The organism is Lactococcus hircilactis (genome assembly GCF_009601015.1).
Taxonomy (GTDB): Bacteria; Bacillota; Bacilli; order Lactobacillales; family Streptococcaceae; genus Lactococcus; species Lactococcus hircilactis.
In genome coordinates this window covers 147,267-167,339 of record NZ_WITJ01000003.1, presented here as the reverse complement: position 1 = coordinate 167,339, position 20,073 = coordinate 147,267, and the positions used below count along the sequence as shown (strand labels likewise).

Below are 20,073 nucleotides of genomic sequence, written 5' to 3'. Positions count from 1 at the left end.
AAACATTTGAAATGCAACAGATGAAAAATGAATGCTATCGGAGGAAAAAATAATGGGTGCTCTTCTTAAAGTTAGTCAACTCAAAAAGCAATTTGGAAAATTTGAAGCCCTAAAAAATGTCACTTTTGAACTCCATTCAGGTGAGGTTTTAGGCTATGTTGGACCAAATGGTGCTGGGAAATCAACAACGATTCGTATTTTATTGGGGCTCATTAAAGCAAGCTCTGGATCGGCTACGATTTTTGGGAAAAATGTTTTTACGGATGCGCTAGCAATTCACAAAAACATCGCTTATGTGCCAGGAGATGTCTATTTGTGGCCAAATCTTTCAGGTGGAGAAATTATTGATTTATTTTTGAAAATGCATGGTCATTTTGATCCTCAAAAGCGCGATGAACTCATCAAAAAATTTGAATTTGATCCTAAGAAAAAAGCACGCTCATACTCAAAAGGAAATCGTCAAAAGGTTGCGCTCATTGCAGCGCTCGCAAGTCAAGCAGAACTCTATATTTTTGATGAACCAACCAGTGGACTTGATCCATTGATGGAAGCAGTGTTTCAAGAAGAAGTAGAGCGGTTAAAACAGCAAGGAAAAGCGATTTTATTATCCAGTCATATTCTCTCAGAGGTAGAGCGACTCTGTGACAAGATTGCGATCATTCGCGCAGGTGAAATCGTAGAATTTGGTTCTTTAGATGAAATGAGACATCTCACACGCTATGAATTCAAAGTTGAAACACAAGAAGTGATTCAAGACATTGAAAAAATCGATTTTATCCACGAGGTCAAGTTTAATTCAAACGAACCAAGAAAAATCAGTTTTCAAGCAGATTCAGATCGCATTCAAGATGTTGTAAGTTATTTATCAAATGCTCACATCATCAAACTAGAAAGTAATCCTCAAACCCTTGAATCCTTATTTTTACACCACTATACCTTAGAGAATCAAGAGGAGAAAAAATGAATCAACCCTTTCATAATACTGGATTCATGCTTCGCTTGCTTTTAAAGCGAGATGGATTAAAATATCTATTTTGGTTACTTGGTCTTTTGATTTATGCCGCATCGGGTGTCGGAAAATTAGAACTTGCAGTAACGACAGCGACAAAACAAAGCATGTATGCCTTATTTAATGGCCCTGCATTAGTTAGTTTATTTGGTCCAACTTCTGTATCTGATTGGCAGCACTTTACGGCAGCAGCAGCATTTGGTGGATTGATGCCACTTACGACAGGGCTTGTTTTTTCAATCATCACAATGATTTATGTCATTAATCGCACGAGAAAAGAAGAAGATGAAGGCATCACTGAACTTTTACGTTCTTTTCAGATTGGTAAATTATCCAATACACTTTCTGTTGTCTTAGAACTTTTTTGCTTGCAAGTGATTCTCACTTTTGCTCTGGCTTTATCTATCCAGCTTCAACATGCATTAGGAATGACTCATTTTTCACAAAATCTTCTTTTCGCCTCCTCTATCACAAGTCAAAGTGTGATGTGGGGGATGATAGCGCTTCTTTTTTCTCAACTTTTTCCAGAAGCAAGTCCTGCAAAAGGCGCTTCCATTGGATTTTTCGGGTTATTGTACATTATTCGGATGGGGACAGACATAAAAGATATTGCTTTAAGTTGGTTTAATCCTTTATCTTGGAGCTATCTTACTGGTGTCTATGTTAAAAACAACTGGCTCCCAATTCTTTACACGCTTTTGTTTGCTGCTGTGATGCTTGTCATTGCATTGGTACTTGAAATCAGGCGAGATGTTGCAGTCGGATATCTTCCTCAATCTAAAGCACGAGCACATGCAGGATATTTTTTAAGCACTTTTCAAGGTTTAGTTTTGCGATTGCAACGTATTTCAGCACTCGGTTGGGTGTTTGGGCTGTTTGTATTAGGGCTGACGTATGGTTCGATGATTAGTAAAATAGGAACGCTTGTTGGAGGAAATTCAAACACAAATCACCTGCTTCAAAAAGAGTTACAAATCACACAAGGATCGAATCAAATGGTAATGAAACAACAATTCTTATCTACCATCTATGTCGTTCTTGCGCTCATTGCCACTTGTTTTGCAATAACACTTTTAAATAAAATGGTTTCTGAAGAAAGACACCAACGACAAGAACAACTTTATGCTCTACCGAATAGTCGATTCAGCGTTTATCTGACTTATGTTTTATCTGCTTTCGGACTTGGCACTTTAGCTCAACTGGGAGGTATTTTAGGAATTTATGTAGCTCAAGCAGGACAAAAAAATGCGGTAAGCTTTAGTGCAATGATTAAAGGAGGGCTCCCATTTGTCATTGGGATTTGGTTTGTTTTGGGGATTTTGTGTCTTTTGATTGCATTTTTACCACGTTTTTCAAATGCCATCTGGGTTTACGTTGGACTTTCATTTTTCTTAAGTATGATTGGACCCATCCTTGATTTACCACAGGGAATGCTCAAACTTAATGTATTTGACTGGATTATGAAAACCAATAGCGCGCCAAATACACTCAATACTCCGTCACTTTTTGTGCTTGTTTTCCTTACACTTATCATGATCGCACTAGGATTTGTAGCGTATAAAAAACGTGATATCATTAGTGGATAATTTATTAAAAAAACATTTAAGAAATCATTTTTTAGATGTTTTTTTTTAGCACATTTGCTCTATTTACAAACAATACGTAAATTTTGTGTAAAAGGATAAAGTATTGATTTAAAAAGGCGCTATTTTGTGATAAAATCAAGGAAGTAATACAATAGAAAAGGAATTAGGATGTCAGACGAAAAAAAGAATATTTATACCAATCGTGAAATCTCTTGGCTGCAGTTCAATGAACGTGTCCTTGAAGAAGCTGAAAAAACGAATAACCCTACCTTTGAGCGTTTGCGCTTTATCTCCATTTTTATGAATAATTTAGATGAGTTTTATCGCGTGCGCGTGGGGCGTTTAAATGATGAGTTGATTCTTGATGAGGGAGTGGGTGATGTAAAAAAAGACAACGCTACTGCTCTATTTCGGACGGTTTTAAGAAAAACAAAGCGTTTCATTCCTCGATTTAATGAAGCGTACAATAGCATTTGTAAAGATTTATCAGAACTTGGCATTTCAAGGATTGCAGAGCATGATAAATTATCTGAAAAAGACGAAAACTATCTGAGAAATGTATTTAAATATAAAGTGGCGCCGCACATTATGCCTTTTATTATTGAAAAAAATCATCCCCTTCCTTTTTTTGAGAATGAGCGTTTGATTTTAGGTGCAACATTAAAAACAAAAAAAGGAAATACGCGCTTTGGATTTTTACCAATTCCTGAAGGCGTAGATAAAATTGTACGGATTCCAAGTGATCCAAGACGATTCATGCTGATTGAGGATTTGATCTTTAAATATGCTAATCGGATTTTCCACAAATTTACGGTGGAGGGAAAAATCGTTTTTTCTGTGGTGAGAAATGCGGACATTGACGAAAGTGATGGTCTTTATGATTATGATCCTGATTTTTCTGAAACCATGTCAAAGATTATTGAGGTAAGAAGTTTTAGAGCACCAGTCATGGTAAAATATCACGGGGGAAATGCTCCGAAATTATTGAATTATTTAGCACATAATTTTGCTTTGCGTAAAACACAATTTTTCAATTATGATACGCCACTTGAATTTGATTATTTATCAGAAATAGAACCTTTATTTACAAAAAAGGCGCGAAAAAAAGCATTTTATCCAACAATTAAGCCTGCTCAAAATCAAATGATTGATGATAATGAAGCAATGTTGGATCAATTGATTAAAAAAGATGTGTTAAATTCTTATCCTTTTGAAAGTATTACTCCGATGATTGAATTATTGAATCAAGGAGCAAATGATGAGCGTGTTCAGGAGATTTCGATGACGCTTTATCGGGTGTCCAGACAATCCAAAATTGTTGCGGCGCTGATTGCGGCAAGTAAAAAAGGAAAAAAAGTTACGGTTGTCATTGAATTAAGGGCAAGATTTGATGAGGAAAATAATATTGATCTTTCAGAGAAGTTAAATAAATCAGGAATTACTGTGATTTATGGCTTACCAGGCTATAAAGTACACTCAAAACTTCTTTTGATTGAGCTTTTTGATGGTCGAAAGATTGGTTTAGTTGGAACAGGAAATTTCAACGAAACAACGGCTAAATTTTATACGGATTTGGCATTGATGACGTCAAATGCTGTACTGACTAAAGATATCAAACGTGTTTTTTCTCATATTGAAGCAGGTTCTTTTGTTCAACAAACCAATGCGTTATTGGTTTCACCGCTATTGATGAAGCCAAAATTGATTGAGTTGATTGATGAAGAAATCGAAGCAGCAAAATCTGGTCTTTTGGCGCACATTGTTTTAAAGATGAATGCTTTGACTGAAAAAGAAATGATGGAAAAGCTGGTTGAAGCTTCAAAAGCTGGTGTGCGTGTGGATTTGATTATTCGTGGCATTTGTTGTCTTATCCCAGGGATTAAGGGAGAAACGGAACATATTTTTGTTCGTTCTATTGTTGGGAGGTATTTGGAACATTCTCGAATTTTTGCTTTCGGTGCTGGAGATCGTCAGAAAAAATATTATCTTTCGTCAGCAGATTTTATGACGAGAAATCTGACAGGTCGTGTTGAAGCTGCTGTTCCAGTTTTTGATCCAGCAAGTCAAGCAAAAATTGAGCATATTTTGGAACTTTGCTTAAAGGATAACGTGAACGCACGCATTCAAAAATCAACTGGAAAATATGGTTCTAATCGAGTGATGAAAAAAACCAAGTTAGTGAATAGTCAAGAACTCCTTGTACAAGAAGCTCAAAAGAATCAATTAAAAATGAAAGAAAAGAAAGATTAAGGGTAAAAAATCATGAAAAGAATTGGTATTTTAACAAGTGGTGGAGATTGTGCTGGATTAAATTCGGCGGTTTATAGTGTGGCAAAAACGCTGTATCAAGAGATGGATGATGTTGAAATCATCGGAATTTATGATGGCTACACTGGATTGATTGATCTGAACACACAAGTGCTTAAACCTCATGATTTCGAAGGTTTGGTTTCTAAGGGCGGAACTTTTCTGCGTTCAATTCGGCAGTCATTTAAAACGATTGATATCAAAGACGAAAATGGTGTTTCAAAAGCGGATAAAATGGTAGCAAATTATCAGAAGTTGAAATTGGATGCATTGGTTGTACTTGGGGGAAATGGAACGCATAAAGTGGCGAATCTTTTGTCACAACGGGGATTAAATATTGTCGCTTTACCAAAAACGATTGATAATGATATTTTTGGGACAGAAGAAACATTTGGATATGATACGGCTGTGCAGGTTGGGGTAGATTATATTGAACGAATCAGAACTACGGCACAGTCACATTCTCGAGTTTTCTTGGTTGAAATCATGGGAAATAAAGTGGGCTGGTTAGCGCTGTCAACAGGAGTTGCAAGTGCTGCGGATACGATCATTTTACCTGAGATTCCTTATTCGATTGAGCGTGTATCACAAGATTTGAAAAAGATACTAACAAAGAAAAATTATGCGATTATTGTTGTGAGTGAAGGTGCTTATTCAAAAGATGAAAAGAAATTAAAAAATAAAGAACGTCTTTTGGCGCGGCAAGAGGCTGGATTTAGCTCGGTCACTGAAAAAATAGCTCAAGAAATCAATGAGAAACTTGGTGTAGAAGTGAGAGTGGCAATACCTGGACATGCGTTACGTGGTGGAGAACCTTCTGCGCGTGATCGAAATTATACCATGAAACTTGGCAGTGTCGCTGCGGGGCTTGTGATGGATGAGGTATTTGGGGTCACTGTCGCGCTTGTGAATGGAAAAATAACATTTAATCATTTGAGTGATATTGCTGGAAAAGCAAAACCCATTTTGGAAAATGATCCTTTACTTGAAGCTGCGCGTCATGTCGGGATTTCATTTGGAGATTAAAAAAATAGCCTTTAGGGCTATTTTTTTAGCTGTTGATAACGGTCGTACCAGATGTCAACATATTCTTTTGAAAATGGACCTTTGCCGTTATTGATCCAATCGACAAGGATTTTTACATTTTCTTTCAAAATGTGGTCTATTTCCTTAGAATAATGCATTTGTTTACGGTGACGTTCGTATTCTTCAACGTCAAGGAGTTTTTTCTCCCCATCCTTAAATACTTTGACATCTAAATCATAATCAATGTATTTTAAGGCTTCGTTATCAAGGACGAAGGGGCTCGCTAGATTGCAGTAGTAGCTGACGCCTTCCTCACGAATCATAGCAATGATGTTAAACCAAAACTTTTTGTGGAAATAAACAATCGCAGGCTCGCGCGTCACCCAACGACGATCGTCAGATTCTGTGACAAGGGTGTGATCATTGACGCCAATGATTGAATTTTCATTAGTTTTCAGAACCATCGTATCGCGCCAAGTGCGATGCAGGCTCCCATCATGTTTATAGCTTTGAATCGTGATAAAGTCGCCTTCTTTTGGAATATTCAAGGCATTCTCGCTTTCTCAATTCAAAGTTCTCGTCTCTTATTGTATCACTTTTTTTGAAATATTGATAGTATGAGAGCAGTCATTTTAATGAAATTCAAAAATTGTCAGCGCTGACAGAAATTCTTTTGCCAGTTCTTTTTTTCTGAATGTCTGCCATTGAGTAAGGGATTGTATGGCGTTATAGCGTTTTCTGAGATGAAAAGCGTCCGTAATGAGGAGCTCTGGATGAAGCTCAAAAAAGCGAGGAACCATTTGCCACTCGTAAGGATAGCCCAGTGCTTTGGCATGGTAATGAATGTCATCAATGACAACATCTGAAAAATGATGATGAATGTGTCCGAAAACAACATCAGTAATCTGAGGAAATTGAGCGAAAAGGGCGTGAAAATGTTCGGATCCGAGATAAGCATTGAAACGGGCGAATTTTTCATAGCGTGTGTCAATGATGAAGGCGTGATGTGGGACAAAATGCATACTGATGATGATCCGCTTTGCTTTTGTCAGTGCTGACAGAACCTTTTTGAGCTTTGATAAAATCTGCGCTGTGGTCAGTGGATCAGATGCGGCTCTGTGAATTTTTCGATCGAAATAAAAGGCGTGTTTGTAGCGCTCAATTTTTTTGACATCCACAGGTTGAGGCATGAAAGAATAATCGTACCATCCTGAAAAACTGACAAAGGCAGTGTCAGAAAACCACTGAACTTGAAAATCGTTTGCGCTGATTGTCTCTTCCGTCAGTCCTACCATGTCGTGATTACCCAAATTATAACTCACGGCAATTTCTGTCAGTACTGACAGATGTTTAAAATACGGCACCGTCAGATTTTTAAAGTCATTTGACATGTCCCCTGCAAAATGAAGATGTGTAATGTTTTCATTGATGAGCACTTGATTAAAAAGTTCTAATTCCTCCTCGGAAAAATGATTGATATCGAGATGAAAATCAGAAATGATTGCTAATTTTTTCGTATTTGACATGAGTTCATTATAACGAAAATAAAAAAGAATGTGTTGTAATGCGTGCTATTTTGATTTATTTCAACACATCTCTAAAAAAACACACAGCAAAGCTGAAAATCGTAAGAAAACGATTACTTTTCACTTGACAAACGTTGAGGGGGGGGGGGGGTATAATATCGTTAATAGTAGTTTTCTGCTGCCTAAAAATCGCGAGAGACTAAGAATATCAAGGGTTTTCGGTGGGTGAAAAAACTTAGGAAAAACGTGAAATTTGCGAATAATTCTTGTTGCTTATGCTTGCATTTTCGCGAAATGAACTATAATACCAGCAAATCTTAGGCAGGAACTGTCAAGAGTAAAGCAAGGAGAAAATATTATGAATCAGAATAAGTTTAACGGCTAAGGTTCGAATTACGCAAATTTCGCGAAAAAAGCCACACTTGCGACCATCACAGCGATGGCAGCTTTGACTCTTGCGGCTTGCGGAAATAATGACGCTGGTGCGAAACCTGCCGGGTCAAGTGAGCCGAAGACCGAGCAAAGCGCGACGAACAATAATAATACTTCCTCATCTGATAATTCCGCGAATAATAATAGCATAGTTGGAAATGTAACTAACACGCCCGAGAGTTTCTCAGATTTTAAGGCAACAGTTACTGCTGGCGGTTATACGATTACATCCACAACTCAGAATGAAGATGGATATACTGCAAATGTAACCGTGGACGGACATAAAGGCACAATTGGTAATGGAAAAGGAACTGACGATTGGGTGGTTTCATTCCCTGATCTCAATATCAACGATCAAATTTCTAAATTATACAACGGAATGAATGCCACGTATATCTGCTCGAAAGAGTGAGAAAAAGGCTACGACGGCGCGATCAGTATCATTGAATACGACATTTACAATCTCTACATGGATGGCACGGTTTTCGCAAAAATCGAGCTGCTGGAGGAAATGATTGAGCGGATTTTAGAGCCACTTTCGGAATAGAAAGAGTTTTTTTATTTTTTGTAAATGGTTGAGTTGCCAAAAAAGAGGATGATCACGTCTTGAATGATGCAGCGGATAGCTTTCAACAAATATCACGTGCTGAATGATTTGCTTGTGGCTATGATCGTGTGGAGAAAAACAAAACGATTTGGTTGAAAACAAGTACAACCTAAAATTTGAACATTGAGCAGAGCACTTAAAATTAACTATCAAAACATGGAGCGAAAAATTTTCACTCCATATTTTGACTAAAGACAAATTTCTAGCAATTTTGTCTTCAGTTTGATTACCGATAGAATTTTGTCAGTAATTTTTTTAGTCATTAAATACTGGTAAAGAATTTAGCGTTTCCAATTTTAGTTTGATAAATATATTCGTTAATGAAAGTATCAAAATCGTAGGAATCCATAGGTTTGCACAATTCATCGTGACAATATATTTTTCCTTTGCAAAGACCAATGAGTGAGCAATTTTGACATTGGGAATTGAATTTGGATTTATTTTCTTTAAAATTTGAAATTTTCTGCTGGAGATGCTTGGCGATATTTTCGTGTTTTAATGCGCTATTCCATTTGATTCTTTTATTATAATGCGTAGCATTACAGATTCCAAGCGAAGTATCAGAGAATAATTTTATTGACCATTCATTGTAGCCGTCACACTCAAAGTTATAGGGGACAAAAGGACTTCCTTTTATAGAAAAACCATATTTGATTAGCAACCTAATAGCAATGGAAGATTTCCATTTTAAAAAATCGTCATAATTTAAAGTGTTGTTAAAGTTAAGATTAAAGTCATAATTATCAAGATAATAACATTCGATATTTGCTTTAATCTGTTCTTGATTGAGCAATTTTAAAAAATTTTCAAAATCATAAAGATTACCATTATGGGTATTGTAGTCAATATTCAATGTAATATTTTTTAATTTACTCGCTTCACGTAAATTATTAATTATTTTATCGTAAGTCCCATTGCCTCCTTTTGTTGGGCGCATAATATCTTGGTCTTCTTTTAAAGTAAGCACAGTATCAATGATAATATGGTTAAACTCATTTAAAAATTCAGGGGTTAATAGATAAGAGTTCGTGCCAATTCCAAAAATCACATTGATTTTTGGAATTTGCTCAATCTTTGACTTAATCTCTAAAATTTTATTTTTATAGAGCAAAGGCTCTCCGCCAAAAAAATAGATATAAAAGTTTTGTTCACCATTCCTCATTACAGATTCAATGTAATCTATGATTATATTTATTGATTTAGAAGTGAGTGTTCCTTCATTTTCAAAATTATTCTGATAACAGTAAGGGCACTTTAAGTTGCAGTGTTCAGTCACATTTATTGTGATTGTAGTATACTTGCGTTTGAGATTAACAGTAGCATCAAGATATTTTTGTACATTGTTGCTAAAGAAATTTTTCTTGATTAAATATTCTAATTCAATTTTACTTAGAAGTTCCTCGTTTATAGAGTTATCATTGATGAAGTATTTTTATCTAAAGTAATGATTGTTCTGTTTAGAGGATGACATAAGATTTTTATGTTAATATTATCTGAATTGATAATCTTTACATATTGAGATAATTTCATTTAAATTTACCACCCATTAACCATAATCAATAATATTTATTATTACATTATAATATAGCATAATCAATATTTAATTGAATTTACTAAATGATTGCAAATTGATTAAATTTTATATATGATTACGTTTTGTTGTTTGGAGAGGTTGACAGACAAGAAAAAAAAGAATATCCTTAATGCAAGAAAGGAGAGCATTATGGAAATTATCGTTGAAAACAATGTTGCCAATGTTATTATCATGGGCTGTGGTGCTGGTCGGTTTTCTAGCCAAAGAGAAACGATATCATCTGATTCTGTTGAAAAAATAACTGAAGTTTGCAAAGCAAGCTGAATGGATTGTTTATGTGAGCTAAGTCGTTGAGTGGTTTAGTTCATTTATTTTTACTTTGATTTTTTCCAATCACTAATTTTATGAAAAAATATTTTTTATTGCACAAGAAAAAGTCGCTGATATTTTTGCTCATAGCAATTCTCTCATCCTTTTTAACAGCAGGTTTAGGATTTATTTATAGTCTTTTAACTCAAATGGCACTGGGGAAAGATTTGCATCAATTTTTACTTGTAGCTGGATTTGCGATTGTATATCTAATTGTAGAGGCGTATTTTGATTATGTTCCTAGATATTCCAAGTCAAAATTACTCAACTCGGTCATGCATTCGATGAGATGTGAGCTGATTATACATTATAGTAAGAGAGATTTAGGGATTCTCTTAAATGAAGAAGCAACTGAGCGTTCTAATCGTGTTGTTAATGATTTGCCGCTGATTCAATCGGAATACTTATCCCCTATTTTAGCTTTGATAAGAACGAGCTTTCTTTTTGTATTCTCATTGATTGGTGCTTTTTATTTGCAAGGAATTTTGACACTAATTATGTTAGCCCTTTGTTTCATTCCGCTTTTAGCACCTTTGATTAACTCAAAAATTCTTTCTAACAATAAGAAAGAGACACAAAATAAGAAAAATCAATTTCTGAAAGATTTCGAGAACTTTTCCAGAAATATCTCTACTGTCATCATCACAAATTCTTCCAAAGTTTTTCAAAAAATATTGAATCATTCAAGTCATCAGATGAAAGATGCTACCATTTTTCTGAATAAACAGGAGTCAAAAACGATTGCTATTTCTTATGGTCTTTCTGGTATTGTTTATTCAGGAACATGGATTATTGGGGGCTTTTTTGTCTTTATGCATCATTTAACAGTACCTGGATTGATCGCGATGACAACATTGATGAATACTGTCGCTGGTCCTATTCAATATCTTAGCGAGTTATCTACCATGATTTCAGGTAGTAAAGGTGTTGCAAAAGACTATTTAAGTTTTATCACGGATAAGACGCAAGAAAACGCAGAAAAAGCTCAGAATTTTAAAGAAAGGTTAGAGCATCTTCAAGTGCGAAATATTTCCTACTCATTTGAGAATAGAATACTTTTTGATAATGTAACTTATGATTTTGTATCAAATAAAAAATACGCCATCAAAGGTGAAAGTGGCGCAGGCAAAACAACCTTGCTAAGGATTTTAATGGGGATCAGTAAAAGTGACTCTGGCGAAGTTTTATTGAATGAAAAAAATTTAAATGAAATTAGCTCTCAAAGTTATTTTAAAAAACTAGCTTATGTACCACAGAAAACAGCTATATTTTCAGGGACTTTAGCGGAAAATGTGACGATGTATCAAGAATATGATAGAGTTAAAGTCATTTCTTGCTTAGAAAAAGCTGGTCTAGGAAAACTTCTAAAAGAGATTGATAATAATATTGAAATAGAGCTTGGTAAAGGCTTGACATTATCTGGAGGAGAAGAAAGACGACTAGATATTGCAAGAGCGCTTTATCACGCAGCTGAAATTATGATTTTAGATGAACCAACGAGTGGCTTAGATTCAATAAATGAGCAAGCCATAGCTGGGGTTATCGGAAATATTGAAAATGTCATTATCATTGTGGTGACACATTCTAATAATCAAGAATTTCTCTCTATTTTTGATAAAGTTTTAGAAATAAAAAATAGTTCATTACTCGAACAGAATTAATAAAAAACTTATCAGCGACTGGTAGGTAGACTAAAGACAAAGCCCCAGTGGCTTTGTCTTTTTTCATCTCTGAAATATTGTAATAATCACATAAACAGAGCTTAGGAAATGTTTAAGCCTCACAAAATGGATCAGTCAAATCGGAAAAAGTGGGTTCTATTTCATGAATGGGCAGGTCATTGTCCAGCGAGGTGGCTGGGCCGACACGCAGATGATTAGTCGGGTTTACGGACGGCACGTGACGCCAGTCTTGCAAGAGCGAGCAGACCAGCTCCTGCAAGGTTTCTCGGTTCAAAGTTCACGAAATATTCACGAAAAAGCTGAGGAGATACGAGGGGTAAGCAGGAGGTCAGGCTGAAACTGAAAATGAGAAAGCTGATAACGGATGGGCTTTGAGGAGTTAGGAAGAGAATGCGCACGCGGGAGCGGACTTATGTTATAATGTGAAACATGAATGATTTAAAAGAAGCGATAATAGATCTTGCAAAAACACTCAACATTCAAAAAATTGGGTTTACAACAGCAGATAATTTTGAGTATTTGAGAAAATCTCTTGTTGAACAGAAAGAGGCGGGGCACACGAGTGGGTTTGAGCATCAAAATCTTGATGAGCGTTTGCACCCAAAACTTGCGGTTGCTGATGCTAAAACCATTATCTCGATTGCGATTGCTTATCCAAATAAAACGCTATCAAAGCCTGAAAAAACGGAGTTTCGTCGGGGGCAATTTTCGCGCGGGTCTTGGGGAGAAGATTATCATGCTGTGTTGCAAAGAAAATTAAATGCACTTGCGTTAGGCATCGAAAAATTGGCAGGGCAGTTTCATTATCAAGCGATGGTGGATACTGGTGCATTGGTTGATGTAGCGGTTGCTGCGCGCGCGGGGATTGGATTTATCGGAAAAAATGGGTTATTGATCAGCAAAGAATACGGCTCATGGATGTTTCTTGGTGAGTTGGTTACTACGCTTGAAATTGAACCTGATAGTGCTGTTGATTATGGCTGTGGCACGTGTACACGCTGTGTGGACTTTTGTCCAACGACAGCCCTTCTTGGAGATGGGCGTTTAAATGCTCAAAAATGTTTGAGCTATCAAACGCAAGCGAAAGGAAAAATGCCGCTTGAATATCGTGAAAAAATAAAAACAGTCATTTACGGCTGTGATATTTGTCAAATGGTATGTCCATATAATAAAGGAATTGACAGTCATTTTCATCCTGAAATGGAAGCTGATGCAGCGTTGACCAATCCAGAACTTCTCCCGTTACTTGACTTATCAAACAAACAATTTGTCAATAAATTTGGGAAGATGGCAGGAGCTTGGCGTGGAAAAAATCCGATTCAGCGCAATGCCGTCTATGCTTTGGCTAATGCTAATGATAAAACGGCGCTTCCAAAGCTAAAAGAGATGGCAAAAAATGATTCGCGTGATGTTATGGTGGATGCTGCAAAATGGGCGATTGAAAAATTAGAAAATGGGAAAACTCGGATTCGACCTAAAACGAAATAAAATGACGAAAACGCACGATTTTTCTTGACACGTAGTCGAAAAAAGGATATAATTCAGACAATACTAGAATAGTAACCTTTTTTAAAAATTTTACAGAAAGTCTGTGCTGATGAAAGCAGATAAATCTAAAAAGGTGAATGGACTGGTCATTATATTGATTTGAACCCATAAGAATCACGGTGCGCTACCGATACCCAGCATCTCGTTGTTTGACGAGAAAAAGAAAAGCATGTTTTGGGGAAATCCCCTAAAAAGCTTAAAGTACGGTGGCACCACGCTAATTCGTCCGTAGAGTAGGATACTCTGCGGACTTTTTTTGATTTCTTATTAGAACATGGACAAAACACATGAAAAAATTTCCCCTAAAAAGACGATGGCAACGCTCAAAAGTAAATTCAAAAATAAAAAAATGAAAAGCGGAGCTTAAAAATGAAAATAACAAAAGAAATAAAAACAGATGTTCTCACGCCAGTTTCAATCTACTTGCGTTTACAAGGAAAAAATAAAGTAATGTTAGAATCCATTCCGCGAGAAAATGAAAAATCTCGGTTTTCAATCATTGCTGTGAATCCTGTGCATCACATTAAATTTCAAAATCAGATACTCACGATTGATGGAGAAGTAAAAGAAACGACTGATCCACTTAAAACCATCGAATCACTTGTAAATCAGCCGCAAGAGAAACAAGATGGTTTTCCTTTTTCAAGCGGTGCGATTGGGTATGCTGGCTTTGATACTTATGGCATTTATGAACACATTGATTTTTCAAAGCAACTTGAAGACCCAATTGGAACACCAGATATATATTTTATGCTTTATGAAAGTTATGTCATTTTTGACCATAAAAAAGAGACACTTTTGCTCGTTGAGGACGATGTGTATAGTCATCGGACGCAAGAGGAATTATTGTCAGCACTGACAGAAAAATATGAAGCACTCAATGTTTTGAGTCCGTTGGAAAATCATTTTGCACAGAACAAAAAACTTACGTTTTCAAGTCAGATGACTAAAGAAGATTTTGAAGCAAAAGTGAAAGCAGCAAAAACGCTCATTCGACAAGGAGATATGTTTCAAATTGTTCTATCACAGCGTTTAAGTGCGCATTTTTTTGGAGATGCTTTTAATTATTATCGGGGACTTCGGATTGAAAATCCATCTTCTTATATGTATTTTTTAGAATTTGATGGATTTTATATTATTGGCTGTTCTCCTGAGCGCCTCGTTGCGGTCCAAAATGGGATTGTGTCAACGAACCCGATTGCTGGGACAAGAAAACGTGGAGAAACGGACGAGGAAGATCAAAAGCTTATCGAAGAATTGAAAAATGATGAAAAAGAATGTGCAGAACATCGGATGTTAGTAGATTTAGGACGAAATGATATCGGAAAAATTTCCGAATATGGCACGGTTGAAGTGACGCATTTTATGGAAATCGAGAAGTATCGTTATGTTATGCACATCACAAGTGAGGTCAAAGGAACACTCAAAACAGAATACACAGCGATGGATGCGTTAATTTCAACACTTCCAGCAGGGACACTATCAGGAGCACCAAAAAATCGAGCATATCATCGGATTTACGAGTTTGAGACGCAAAAACGAGGAATATATGGTGGTGCGATTGGGTATTTGACCAAAAATGGGAACTGTGATTTTGCGATTGCGATTCGGACGATGGTCTTAAAAGATCAAACGGCTTATGTTCAGGCGGGTGCGGGAATTGTTTATGATTCTGATCCTGCAAGTGAGTACCAAGAAACGCTCAATAAAGCGAAGGCGCTTTTAGAGATCGGAGAATGACACCGCGCTTTTATTTTTGACATGGATCGAGATGAGAAAGGAAAATGATGATTTTAATTATTGATAATTACGACAGTTTTACTTATAATTTGGCACAATATTTGGGGAGTTTTGTTGATCTTGTGGTGTTACGCAATGACGATAAGACTTTATTTGATGTTGCTCAAAAGGCAGATGCTTTGATCTTTTCACCTGGTCCAGGCTGGCCGATAGATGCTGGTAAAATGGAGGAGATGATTCGGGAATTTGCAGGGAAAAAGCCGATGCTTGGAATTTGTCTTGGTTTTCAAGCCATGGTTGAGGTCTTTGGAGGAAAACTTCGCCTCGCTCACCACGTCATGCATGGGAAAAATTCTCTTGTTCAACAAACGTCAAAAAATGTTCTTTTTGATCATCTTTCGAATGAATTTGAGGTGATGCGCTATCACTCCATCGTTATGGATGAAAAACAAGCCCTACCAGATTTTGCCATCACAGCAGTGTCGATGGACGACGGCGAAATCATGGCGATTGAAAATGAAAAACTGCAACTTTACGGCTTACAATTTCACCCAGAGAGCATTGGCACACGTGATGGCATGACAATGATTGAAAATTTTGTGAAAACAGTGGAGAATAAAAATGGTCTCACACATCGCTGATATTGGTCTTGAAGTTGAAAATTTTGAGGCATTTAAAGCACTTCTCCCAGCATTTGGAAGATCAAGCATTACCGTAGGAAACTATAGTATTGCTCAGTCTAAAAGTGGTGCAAGTTTGTGGTTTTTTAAAGATCCTGTCACAAAACAGCAAGGTTTTGCTCCGCATTTTGATGGTGAGAGCAAAATAAACGTCAGAATGAATCAAGAAGTTAGTGATGAAATCAAAGGGAAATTAGAGGCGGTACTTGGCGTTTGGTGTATTGATGCTCAAACAAAAGAAGAGAGCACGCCGATATTTTTTGATTGTGTCAATGTTGCCAACCTAAAAGCAGATAAAAAAACAGACTTTAACTTACAGTTAACCGCTTTTCCTGAAAAAATTAGCAGTTTTCGCAGCGAAGAAGATTATTATGCAAGTCAAGAAAAGGTAAAATATCAGTATAGCAGCAATTATTATATCAGTTATGGCTCTTTTAATGGCTCACCCAATGCAGGATTTGCTGGAAAAATACTTGAACGTAAAGTGTTAAAAAATGAATGGACGAATCAAAAATTTCTCTGGTTGAAAACAGAAAGTATCGTGGGAATAATTGATGTTGTCGCGTCATTGAAATTCTTTGCTGAACTTCCAGACGTCGGAGATATTCTCACAGGAGAATTTTATCTCAGCGGAAAATTAACGCCTCATTCCAAAAGCATTTTTGCCAAATTAAGAAAAAAATAATTTCAGAAAGAAGATAAAAATGAAAAATGAACTCGAAAAAGTCATGCAAAACCGTGATATGACCGTCAATGAAATGAATATGCTCGCCAACAGCATTATCCAAGGCGAACTTAGCGAAGTCCAAATCGCTGCTTTCCTTGTTGCCCTAAAAATGAAAGGTGAATCAAGTTCAGAACTCACAGGACTTGCGAAAGCTTTGCAACGTGCAGCAGTAACGATCCCGACACAATTTACAGATGCAATGGATAATTGTGGCACAGGAGGAGATCGGAGTTTTAGCTTTAATATCTCGACAACCGCCGCTTTTGTCCTTGCTGCGGGAGGTGTACACATGGCAAAGCACGGCAATCGCTCAATTACCAGCAAATCAGGTTCTGCCGATGTTCTTGAAGCGCTAGGGATTAATCTTTATCTTTCTCCTGAAAAATTGGCCGCTGTTTTTGATAAGATTGGATTGGTCTTTCTTTTCGCACAAAATCTGCACCCTGCCATGAAATATTTTACACCTGTTCGCAGGCAACTTGAAATTCCTACAATCATGAACTTGACAGGGCCGTTAATCAATCCAGTACCACTTGAAACACAACTTTTGGGCACCAGTCGTCCAGATTTATTGCAAACAACGGCTGAGGTCTTGAAAGGACTTGGACGCAAGCGCGCCATTGTCATCACAGGCCAAAATAATGTGGATGAGGCAACACTTTTTGGTGTTAATCACTACGCACTTTTAGAAAATGGCGACATCAGCCTGCATGAATTTACTGCTGCGGATTTGGGAATGGAAGAAGTGACGTTGAATGATATTCGTGGAGGCGAAGCCCCTGAAAATGCGAAAATCCTTGAGAATGTCCTCAAAAATAGCGCCAGTCCTTATCTTGAAACAACAGTGCTCAACGCTGGACTAGGATTTTATGCAGCGGGAAAAGTTTCAACGATTAAAGAAGGAATTAGTCTTGCGCGCGACGTGATTGCAAATGGCGCAGCGCTTGAAAAACTCAGAGCTTTACAAAAAGAGCAAGTCGGTGAGTAAAAATACTGCCGGTCAAAAGGAGATTTGAGATGGCAAAAGAGCGATTTTTAGCTTTTACAGATGCAATTGTGGCAATTATTGCGACGATTATGGTGCTGGATTTGCCGCGACCAAAAAATGCGAGTCTGTCAGCACTGACAGATCTTGGATTGCCTTTTTTTGCTTACCTGCTGAGCTTTTTAATGATCTGGTCGGTTTGGTTTAATCATCATGCACTATTTCGTGAGGTGAAAACGATCAACGTGCGGATTTATTGGTGGACGGGATTATGGATTTTTTCGATGAGTTTATTTCCGTGGGTCACAGCATTTGTCGGAAGTCAGCCGAGTGGGATTATTCCTGAATTTCTCTACCTTATCGTCATCACGCTTTGGTCAGTTTCCTATAATTTGACAGAGTTTGAGCTGATTCGCGAAAATCCGCATATTAAAGGGCTGTCGCGGCCGTATGGTGGCTTTTATCGACGGCTCTCCCTTTTCGTGCTTGTTTCGGGATTTGTGATTGTTTGGATTTGGCCATTTTATGTGCTTTTAACCGTACTTTTTTTCTCAATCATGGCTATTTTTATGCAATTAGCCCCAAAAACACAAGGAAATTAAGCAAAAGCTGCCAGAACATGGGAAAGAAAACTCAAAGTATCTGTCAGTACTGACAGATTCGTCGCGTTAGCGGATGCTCAAAAAGTGAAAAGAAAAAAGCACGGAAAAGCACGTGATACTTTTTGAACAAAATAGAATCGTAAGAATTAAAAAAATCTCATCATTTTATAGGATGTTGTGAGTTTAGAAATCAAATCACATAAAAGGAGTATTTTATGCAAAAAATTTATCCAGTAAAATTACAAAAAGGTGATGAAATCCGCGTGATTTCACCGAGTTCAAGTATGGCGCGCGTTGGTGGCTTTGAAGATAACCGCATTGCTAAAGAACGTTTGGAAGCACTTGGCTTTACCGTTACTTTTGGCGCACATATTGATGAAAATGACCGCTTGTTTTCGGCAAGCATTGCATCGCGTGTAGCAGATTTTCACGATGCTTTTGCAGATAAAAATGTCAAAGCGGTGATGACAACGATTGGCGGTTTTAATTGTAATGAACTCCTGCCTTATATTGATTGGCAGCTCGTGCAGGAACATCCGAAATTTTTCTTTGGTTATTCCGATACGACAAGTCTGCACAATGCGATTTTTGCAAAAACAGGCTTGGTTACTTACTATTCGCCTGCCTATTCTTCGTTTAAAATGAATGAACTTCAAGAATTTCAAACAAAAGAATGGTTAAAAGCGGTCTCTGGTACGACTTCTTATGACTTGTCGGCAAATGATGTTTATACGAGTGATTCTTGGTTTGACCCAACATTGCCCCGTCATCCGCTGAAAAATGAATGGAAGGTTTACCATCATGGGAAAGCTGAAGGGACGATTATTGGTGGAAATATCCAAACTTATGGTTTACAGGCAGGAACAGAATATCTTAGGAAAATCAATGCTCCGATTGCTTTTCTTGAAGAAGCTGAAGAGGGCGAATATACAGAGTTTGACCGCTTATTAGCGCAGTTTTTACAAATCAACACAGACTTAAAGGGACTTGTGTTGGGACGCTTTCCAAAAGAAAGTGAAATGTCTGAGGAAATGCTTCGTTTCATCTTAGATAAATATCCGATATTGCAAGAAATACCAGTGATTTATGATGTTGATTTTGGACACACGCAGCCGATTTTTACTTTTCCGCTGGGTGGCGAAGTGAGTGTTGATACGGCAACTTTATCTCTCAAAATTTTAAAAGGTTGAGAGTTGCGAGAAAAGGAGAAAAATGAACTATAAAACACGTTACCATTCCCCTTTGGGACTGTATCTGCTGACTTCTGACGGGGTGAGTTTAACGGGCTGTTATCTGGAAAATCAGAAATATTTTCCAGATATAGCAGCATTTGAAGAGAAAGATTTACCGATTTTTGAGCAAACGAAAAACTGGTTAGACGCGTATTTTTCTGGAGAAAAGCCTGAAATTATGGAGCTTTCGTTTGCACCAGAGGGTTCGGAATTTCGGCATAAAGTCTGGCAGATTTTGTGTGAAATTCCAGCGGGTCAAACGACAACTTATGGGGAAATCGCGAGAAAATTAGGGATAAGATCAGGTCAGGCGATTGGTGGCGCGGTCGGACACAATCCGATTTCTGTGATTATTCCCTGTCATCGGGTGCTGGGCGCTGGTGGAAGTTTGACGGGTTATGCCGGTGGTTTATCGGCAAAACGGTATTTATTGGCGTTGGAAGGTGTTGATTTGCCTGAGCAATTAAACTTATTTTGAGGG

Annotated in this window: 18 protein-coding genes; 15 read left to right on the top strand and 3 right to left on the bottom strand. The window is 37.2% G+C overall.

The window, feature by feature from the left end:
- The first annotated feature begins 52 nt into the window (after positions 1–52).
- The 4 genes from GHI93_RS02880 to GHI93_RS02865 all read left to right on the top strand — a co-directional run bounded on the left by GHI93_RS02880 (position 53) and on the right by GHI93_RS02865 (position 5,928).
- Positions 53–964 (top strand): ABC transporter ATP-binding protein, encoded by a 912-nt coding sequence (locus GHI93_RS02880; RefSeq protein WP_153495422.1) that lies wholly within the window; start codon positions 53–55, stop codon positions 962–964.
- Entirely contained in the window at positions 961–2,595 is a 1,635-nt protein-coding gene (locus tag GHI93_RS02875; RefSeq protein ID WP_153495420.1) for an ABC transporter permease, read from the top strand. The genes GHI93_RS02880 and GHI93_RS02875 overlap by 4 nt, the downstream gene beginning before the upstream one ends.
- A 168-nt stretch (positions 2,596–2,763) precedes the next feature.
- Positions 2,764–4,845 carry a polyphosphate kinase 1 gene (ppk1, locus tag GHI93_RS02870; RefSeq protein WP_153495418.1) on the top strand — a complete coding sequence of 694 codons (2,082 nt, stop codon included), beginning with the start codon at positions 2,764–2,766 and terminating at the stop codon, positions 4,843–4,845.
- A gap of 12 nt (positions 4,846–4,857) precedes the next feature.
- Entirely contained in the window at positions 4,858–5,928 is a 1,071-nt protein-coding gene (locus GHI93_RS02865; RefSeq protein WP_153495416.1) for a 6-phosphofructokinase, read from the top strand.
- Positions 5,929–5,945: 17 nt separating this feature from the next.
- Here GHI93_RS02865 and ntdP read toward each other — a convergent pair whose 3' ends face one another.
- Both ntdP and GHI93_RS02855 read right to left on the bottom strand, forming a co-directional pair.
- On the bottom strand, positions 5,946–6,476 hold the full coding sequence (gene ntdP / locus GHI93_RS02860; protein ID WP_153495414.1) for a nucleoside tri-diphosphate phosphatase: 531 nt from the start codon (positions 6,474–6,476) through the stop codon (positions 5,946–5,948).
- Positions 6,477–6,560: 84 nt separating this feature from the next.
- Positions 6,561–7,454, bottom strand: a complete 894-nt coding sequence (locus GHI93_RS02855; RefSeq protein WP_153495412.1) for a metallophosphoesterase family protein — start codon at positions 7,452–7,454, stop codon at positions 6,561–6,563.
- Positions 7,455–7,893: 439 nt separating this feature from the next.
- Here GHI93_RS02855 and GHI93_RS02850 point away from each other — a divergent pair, with 439 nt between their 5' ends.
- Complete coding sequence (locus GHI93_RS02850; protein WP_153495410.1) at positions 7,894–8,298, top strand: hypothetical protein; 405 nt, start codon at positions 7,894–7,896, stop codon at positions 8,296–8,298.
- Positions 8,299–8,755: 457 nt separating this feature from the next.
- On the opposite strand, the gene GHI93_RS02845 is transcribed toward GHI93_RS02850, so the two are convergent.
- The gene (locus GHI93_RS02845) at positions 8,756–9,769 is read right to left on the bottom strand and encodes a radical SAM protein (RefSeq protein ID WP_343030299.1); all 1,014 of its coding nucleotides are present in this window, start codon (positions 9,767–9,769) and stop codon (positions 8,756–8,758) included.
- Between the two features lie 447 nt (positions 9,770–10,216).
- Here GHI93_RS02845 and GHI93_RS13155 point away from each other — a divergent pair, with 447 nt between their 5' ends.
- The 10 genes from GHI93_RS13155 to GHI93_RS02800 all read left to right on the top strand — a co-directional run bounded on the left by GHI93_RS13155 (position 10,217) and on the right by GHI93_RS02800 (position 20,070).
- Positions 10,217–10,351, top strand: a complete 135-nt coding sequence (locus GHI93_RS13155) for a hypothetical protein (protein WP_281347473.1) — start codon at positions 10,217–10,219, stop codon at positions 10,349–10,351.
- An 80-nt stretch (positions 10,352–10,431) separates the two neighbouring features.
- The gene (locus GHI93_RS02840) at positions 10,432–12,057 is read left to right on the top strand and encodes an ATP-binding cassette domain-containing protein (RefSeq protein ID WP_153495406.1); all 1,626 of its coding nucleotides are present in this window, start codon (positions 10,432–10,434) and stop codon (positions 12,055–12,057) included.
- A gap of 450 nt (positions 12,058–12,507) precedes the next feature.
- The gene (gene queG, locus GHI93_RS02835) at positions 12,508–13,566 is read left to right on the top strand and encodes a tRNA epoxyqueuosine(34) reductase QueG (protein WP_153495405.1); all 1,059 of its coding nucleotides are present in this window, start codon (positions 12,508–12,510) and stop codon (positions 13,564–13,566) included.
- Between the two features lie 429 nt (positions 13,567–13,995).
- A complete protein-coding gene (gene trpE / locus GHI93_RS02830) occupies positions 13,996–15,366 on the top strand; it encodes an anthranilate synthase component I (protein ID WP_153495403.1) in 1,371 nt (456 codons plus the stop codon).
- 47 nt (positions 15,367–15,413) lie between these two features.
- On the top strand, positions 15,414–16,007 hold the full coding sequence (locus tag GHI93_RS02825; RefSeq protein WP_153495505.1) for an aminodeoxychorismate/anthranilate synthase component II: 594 nt from the start codon (positions 15,414–15,416) through the stop codon (positions 16,005–16,007).
- Positions 15,988–16,731 carry a hypothetical protein gene (locus GHI93_RS02820; protein WP_153495401.1) on the top strand — a complete coding sequence of 248 codons (744 nt, stop codon included), beginning with the start codon at positions 15,988–15,990 and terminating at the stop codon, positions 16,729–16,731. Before GHI93_RS02825 ends, GHI93_RS02820 begins: the two co-directional genes overlap by 20 nt.
- Positions 16,732–16,750: 19 nt before the next feature.
- Entirely contained in the window at positions 16,751–17,761 is a 1,011-nt protein-coding gene (gene trpD, locus GHI93_RS02815) for an anthranilate phosphoribosyltransferase (protein ID WP_153495399.1), read from the top strand.
- A 29-nt stretch (positions 17,762–17,790) separates the two neighbouring features.
- Entirely contained in the window at positions 17,791–18,360 is a 570-nt protein-coding gene (locus GHI93_RS02810) for a TMEM175 family protein (protein WP_153495398.1), read from the top strand.
- Positions 18,361–18,575: 215 nt separating this feature from the next.
- Entirely contained in the window at positions 18,576–19,550 is a 975-nt protein-coding gene (locus GHI93_RS02805; protein ID WP_153495397.1) for a S66 family peptidase, read from the top strand.
- A gap of 22 nt (positions 19,551–19,572) precedes the next feature.
- Positions 19,573–20,070: a methylated-DNA--[protein]-cysteine S-methyltransferase gene (locus tag GHI93_RS02800; protein WP_153495395.1), complete on the top strand. Its 498-nt coding sequence runs from the start codon at positions 19,573–19,575 to the stop codon at positions 20,068–20,070.
- The last annotated feature ends 3 nt before the right edge of the window (positions 20,071–20,073 follow it).

Coding starts and splice junctions, on each gene's coding strand:
- GHI93_RS02850 (WP_153495410.1), top strand. CDS start 7,894: ATGGCAGCTTTGACTCTTGCGGCTTGCGGAAATAATGACGCTGGTGCG.
- GHI93_RS02855 (WP_153495412.1), bottom strand. CDS start 7,454: ATGTCAAATACGAAAAAATTAGCAATCATTTCTGATTTTCATCTCGAT.
- GHI93_RS13155 (WP_281347473.1), top strand. CDS start 10,217: ATGGAAATTATCGTTGAAAACAATGTTGCCAATGTTATTATCATGGGC.
- GHI93_RS02865 (WP_153495416.1), top strand. CDS start 4,858: ATGAAAAGAATTGGTATTTTAACAAGTGGTGGAGATTGTGCTGGATTA.
- GHI93_RS02810 (WP_153495398.1), top strand. CDS start 17,791: ATGGCAAAAGAGCGATTTTTAGCTTTTACAGATGCAATTGTGGCAATT.
- GHI93_RS02825 (WP_153495505.1), top strand. CDS start 15,414: ATGATTTTAATTATTGATAATTACGACAGTTTTACTTATAATTTGGCA.
- GHI93_RS02805 (WP_153495397.1), top strand. CDS start 18,576: ATGCAAAAAATTTATCCAGTAAAATTACAAAAAGGTGATGAAATCCGC.
- GHI93_RS02840 (WP_153495406.1), top strand. CDS start 10,432: ATGAAAAAATATTTTTTATTGCACAAGAAAAAGTCGCTGATATTTTTG.
- GHI93_RS02880 (WP_153495422.1), top strand. CDS start 53: ATGGGTGCTCTTCTTAAAGTTAGTCAACTCAAAAAGCAATTTGGAAAA.
- trpE (WP_153495403.1), top strand. CDS start 13,996: ATGAAAATAACAAAAGAAATAAAAACAGATGTTCTCACGCCAGTTTCA.
- GHI93_RS02820 (WP_153495401.1), top strand. CDS start 15,988: ATGGTCTCACACATCGCTGATATTGGTCTTGAAGTTGAAAATTTTGAG.
- trpD (WP_153495399.1), top strand. CDS start 16,751: ATGAAAAATGAACTCGAAAAAGTCATGCAAAACCGTGATATGACCGTC.
- GHI93_RS02800 (WP_153495395.1), top strand. CDS start 19,573: ATGAACTATAAAACACGTTACCATTCCCCTTTGGGACTGTATCTGCTG.
- ppk1 (WP_153495418.1), top strand. CDS start 2,764: ATGTCAGACGAAAAAAAGAATATTTATACCAATCGTGAAATCTCTTGG.
- GHI93_RS02875 (WP_153495420.1), top strand. CDS start 961: ATGAATCAACCCTTTCATAATACTGGATTCATGCTTCGCTTGCTTTTA.
- queG (WP_153495405.1), top strand. CDS start 12,508: ATGAATGATTTAAAAGAAGCGATAATAGATCTTGCAAAAACACTCAAC.